This is a genomic window from Komagataeibacter kakiaceti JCM 25156 (genome assembly GCF_000613305.1).
On the sequence record NZ_BAIO01000157.1, the window covers coordinates 1 to 4,744 of the forward strand.

Annotated in this window: 2 protein-coding genes and 1 pseudogene; 1 reads left to right on the top strand and 2 read right to left on the bottom strand. The window is 64.4% G+C overall.

Annotation, left to right across the window (positions count from 1 at the left end; translation table 11 throughout):
* Nucleotides 1-203 precede the first annotated feature (203 nt).
* Nucleotides 204-2,243: a DNA topoisomerase IV subunit B gene (gene parE, locus JCM25156_RS09470; protein WP_025812882.1), complete on the top strand. Its 2,040-nt coding sequence runs from the start codon at nucleotides 204-206 to the stop codon at nucleotides 2,241-2,243.
* Nucleotides 2,244-2,421: 178 nt separating this feature from the next.
* On the opposite strand, the gene JCM25156_RS09475 is transcribed toward parE, so the two are convergent.
* Both JCM25156_RS09475 and JCM25156_RS09480 read right to left on the bottom strand, forming a co-directional pair.
* Nucleotides 2,422-3,963, bottom strand: a complete 1,542-nt coding sequence (locus JCM25156_RS09475; protein WP_034959163.1) for a complex I subunit 4 family protein — start codon at nucleotides 3,961-3,963, stop codon at nucleotides 2,422-2,424.
* 132 nt (nucleotides 3,964-4,095) lie between these two features.
* Nucleotides 4,096-4,744, bottom strand: a pseudogene (locus tag JCM25156_RS09480) (DNA mismatch repair endonuclease MutL); the annotation flags it as partial.

Sequence of the window (4,744 nt, forward strand, 5' to 3'; positions counted from 1 at the left end):
CGCCCCGGCGGCATCCACCACCACCCGCGCCCCGGCGCGCCGCACGGTCCGTAGCTGACCACACCGGCCCCGGCCGGATAAAAGAAAATAAGGCCGGGCCATTGTCCGGCCTTTTTCATGCCCGCAAGTGCGGGCATAGTGCCTGCGCGTAATCGGGCCTTGCAGCCTGACTGGACGTGATGCGATAAAACAAAGAACGATTCATGAACGACGATCTTTTTTCCACGCCTGCCAGCCCCGGCAAACCCGCCCGACGCAAGGTCTCCCCCACCCCCATGCCAGACAACGCCAGAAACAGCCCCGAGTCCTATGACGCCAGCGCGATCGAGGTGCTGGAGGGGCTGGAACCCGTACGCCGCCGTCCGGGCATGTATATCGGCGGCACGGACGAGACGGCCTATCATCACCTCGCCTCCGAAATCCTTGATAACGCGATGGATGAGGCCGTGGCGGGCCACGCCACCACCATCGACGTGACGCTTGAGGCCGGTGACTGCCTGACCATACGCGACAATGGCCGTGGCATACCGGTGGACCCGCACCCCCGCTTTCCCGACCGTTCGGCGCTGGAGGTGATCCTGACCACGCTGCATGCGGGGGGCAAGTTCTCCGGCAAGGCCTACGCCACATCCGGTGGACTGCATGGCGTGGGCTCATCCGTGGTCAATGCGCTGGCCGCCCGCATGGAAGTGGAGATCGCGCGCGACCGGGAACTGTGGCGGCAGGTCTATGAACGCGGGCACCCCCTCAGCGGTGTGGAAAAGGTCGGCCCGGTCAACAACCGGCGCGGCACGCAGATCCGCTTCATCCCCGACCCGCAGATTTTCGGCCGCCTGCACTTCTCCCCCGCCCGGCTGTACCGGCTGTGCCGCTCCAAGGCGTTCCTGTTCCGTGGGGTGACCATCCGCTGGGCGTGCGATCCGGCGCTGATCAAGGGGGATGACATACCGGCGGAAGCCGTGCTGCATTTCCCCGGTGGGCTGGCGGACAGCCTGCGTGACGAACTGGGGGAAAAGGCGGCCCTGCTGACCGATCTGTGGGCCGGTGACGCGGATCTGCCCACCGGACCCGATGGCAGCGACACCGGGCGCATGGAATGGGCCATCGCCTTTCAGGAAGCGGGTCCGGCGGCCCTTGCCTCCTACTGCAACACCATTCCCACCCCCAATGGCGGCACGCATGAGACGGGATTCCGCAACGCGCTGCTCAAGGGCCTGCGCAACTGGGGGGAGCAGCGCTCCAACAAGCGCGCCGCCAGCATCAACGCCGATGATATTCTGGGCTGTATCGCCGCCAAGCTGTCGGTCTTCATCCGTGACCCGCAGTTTCAGGGCCAGACCAAGGAGAAGCTGACCAGTGGCGAGGCCAGCAAGCTGGTGGAAACCGCCCTGCGCGACCGTTTCGACCACTGGCTGGCGGGCAACCCGCCCCAGGCGGACAACCTGCTGGCCTTTGTGGTGGAACGGGCGGAGGAACGCCTGCGCCGCAAGGAACAGAAGGACACGCCGCGCAAAAGCGCCACCCGCCGCCTGCGGCTGCCGGGCAAGCTGACCGACTGCACGCGGGAAAACGCCGCCGAGACGGAAATCTTCCTGGTGGAGGGGGATTCCGCCGGTGGCTCCGCCAAGCAGGCCCGCAACCGTGAGACGCAGGCCGTGCTTCCGCTGCGCGGCAAGATCCTGAACGTGGCCAGCGCCTCGACCGAGAAGCTGCGCGGCAACCAGGAACTGCGCGATCTGGTGGAAGCACTGGGCTGTGGCATGGGGGAGCGTTTTGACGCCACCAAGCTGCGTTATGGCCGCATCATCATCATGACCGATGCCGATGTGGACGGCGCGCATATCGCCTCCCTGCTCATGACCTTCTTTTTCCGGGAACTGCCGGGGCTGATCCGCAACGGGCATCTCTATCTGGCCCAGCCGCCGCTCTATCGCCTCACGCAGGGCGGCAGAAGCATCTACGCCATGGATGACGCCGACCGGGAACGGAAAATGAAAACGGCGTTCAAACCCAACAGCAAGGTCGAGGTCTCACGCTTCAAGGGGCTGGGGGAAATGCCACCGGGCGACCTGAAGCAGACCACCATGGACCCGAAGCACCGCACGCTGCTCAAGGTCATCACTCCGCCGGAGGACAGGGCCTTCACGCTGGAGCGCGTGGAACACCTGATGGGCCGCAAGGCGGAACTCCGCTTCCGCTTCATTCAGGAACACGCCAGACAGGTCGATAACCTCGACGTATAAAAACTGCCCGAGAAAGTCAGGATGCCGCCTTTTTCAAAAAGGCGGCGTTTCCTGAACCTTTCCCATGATGTGCGGAATAGCCTTGGGTAGCCTTTTCAGACAGCCACCAGACAAGAAAAAAGCCCGGTCATCCTGTTGGATGGCCGGGCTTTTTATTAACGAACGTAAAGTGTGCGGTTCAGCCCGCGCCGGTCAGGGGCGCGATCACCTGCGGCTCAACCGTGGCCACAGCCGCCGCGGGATGCAGCAGGCTGGTCACGGTCGGATCAAACATCCGCAGGAAGGAGCCGGGATGAACCCCCATCCACAGCGTCACCACCGCCAGCGGCACCAGCACGGCCAGTTCCTGACCCGTCAGGTCGCGCAGCAGGGCGACAACCCCACCCTTGTTCGCGCCGAACAGCACGCGGCGGTACAGCACCAGCATGTAGACCGCGCCCAGGATCATGCTCGACCCGCCAAGGAAGGCCAGCCAGAACGAGACATGCAGCGCGCCGACCATGACCAGGAACTCACCCACGAACGCCCCGGTGCCCGGCAGGCCGATATTGGCCATGACGAACAGCATGGCGAGCGTGGCCAGCACCGGCATCTTGTGCGCGACACCGGAGAATGCGGAGATCTCGCGCGTTTCAGCCCGCCAGGACACGGCGGAGACACAGAAGAACAGCGCCGCGATCACGATGCCATGCGACAGCATCTGGAAAATCGCGCCATCAATGCCTTCCGGCGTCAGGGTGAACAGGCCAATCGCGATCACCCCCATATGCGAGAAGGAGGAATAGGCGATCACGCGCTTCATGTCGGTCTGCGCCAGCGCGATGATGGCGGCGTAGATCACGGCGATCACGCCCAGCGTCAGCACCACCGGCGCGAACAGGCGGGCCGCATCGGGGAACATGAGCACGCCAAAGCGCAGCAGGCCGTAGGCCCCGGCCTTTGACAGCACGCCGGACAGCATGACGGAAGCCGGAGTCGGGGCCTCGGTATAGGCGTCGGGCAGCCAGGCATGCAGCGGGAACAGCGGCAGCTTCACACCAAAGGCGATGATGAAGCCGGCCAGAAGCCAGCACTGCATGGCATGGCCGAAACCGTGATGCTCAAGCGCCACGATATCGGTCGTGCCCGTTACATTCCACATGGCCAGAAGCGCCAGCAGCATGAACAGCGAGCCACCGAAGGTGAACAGGAAGAACTGCAGGGACGCCCAGACACGGCGCGGGCCGCCCCATACGCCGATCATGAGGCTGGCGGGCAGCAGCGTCGCTTCATAGAACACGTAGAACAGCACCAGATCGAGCGCCGAGAACAGGCCGATCAGCGTCGTTTCCAGCAGCAGCATGGCGATCATGTAATCGCGCACCCGCCCCGAAATCAGTTTCCAGCCGCCAATGATGGAAAGCGGGGTCAGGAACGTGGAGAGCAGCACGAACATGAGGCTGATGCCATCGAGTCCGGCATGATAGGAAATGCCCGCGCCGCTGGCCCATCCGATCTGCTGTTCGAACTGGACGCCAACGTGGGCAGGGTTGAATTCCGCCCACATGATCACGGACAGCGCGAACACGATGCCACTGGTCCACAACGCCACCCATCGGGCGGCGGTATCGACCGTATGGGTGGAGCCACGAGTCAGCAATATGGCGACCACCCCGGCAAGGGGCAGGTAGGTAACTAGGGAGAGCAGGATCGGATGCACACTGGGTCTCACATCATCCATGGACAATGCGTGACCCTAAAGGGGTTTTGCATCAGGAATCCAGTGCACAAACGGTCACATTCTACGCATCATGCGCTCCATCATGCCCTACAATGCGTCTGGCGCATGTCGTGCGCCCTCCGGAACGTTCGCTCAGCGGCGTCCGAACAGCCGTTCCAGATCGCCCTTTTCCAGCCGGATCCATGTCGGGCGGCCGTGCGAACATGTGCCTGAGCGGGGGGTGCGCTCCATGTCGCGCAGCAGGGCGTTCATTTCCTCATGCGTCATCCTGCGGCCCGCCCGCACGCTGCCATGGCACGCCATGCGCGCGATCACCGCATCCATGCGCGCATCCAGCGCATCCGCCTGCGCCGGGGTGGCCAGATCATCCGCCTCCAGTTCCTCCGCCAGGTCGCGCAGCATGGCCGCCGGGTCTTCCCTGCCGAGCAGCGCGGGCATGGTACGGACCAGAACGGCGGTGCCGCCAAAAGGTTCGATCTCGATTCCCAGTCTGGCCAGCGCGGGGGTGAAGGACAGCAGCACATCCACCTGCCGGGGCACGAGATCCACCACCTCGGGCAGCAGCAGGCGCTGGGCGCGAATCTCGCCCCCCATATATTGCTGGCGCAGCTTCTCATGGGTCAGGCGTTCATGGGCGGCATGCTGGTCCACCAGCACAAGCGCGCCATCGGCGGTCTGGGACAGGATATACGTGCCCAGCACCTGCGCCATGGCCGCGCCCAGCGGGTGATCGGCGCGGGCGGCAGCTTCATCCCTTTCAGGCGACGACTCGGCCGCCGTG

Coding starts and splice junctions, on each gene's coding strand:
- parE (WP_025812882.1), top strand. CDS start 204: ATGAACGACGATCTTTTTTCCACGCCTGCCAGCCCCGGCAAACCCGCC.
- JCM25156_RS09475 (WP_034959163.1), bottom strand. CDS start 3,963: ATGGATGATGTGAGACCCAGTGTGCATCCGATCCTGCTCTCCCTAGTT.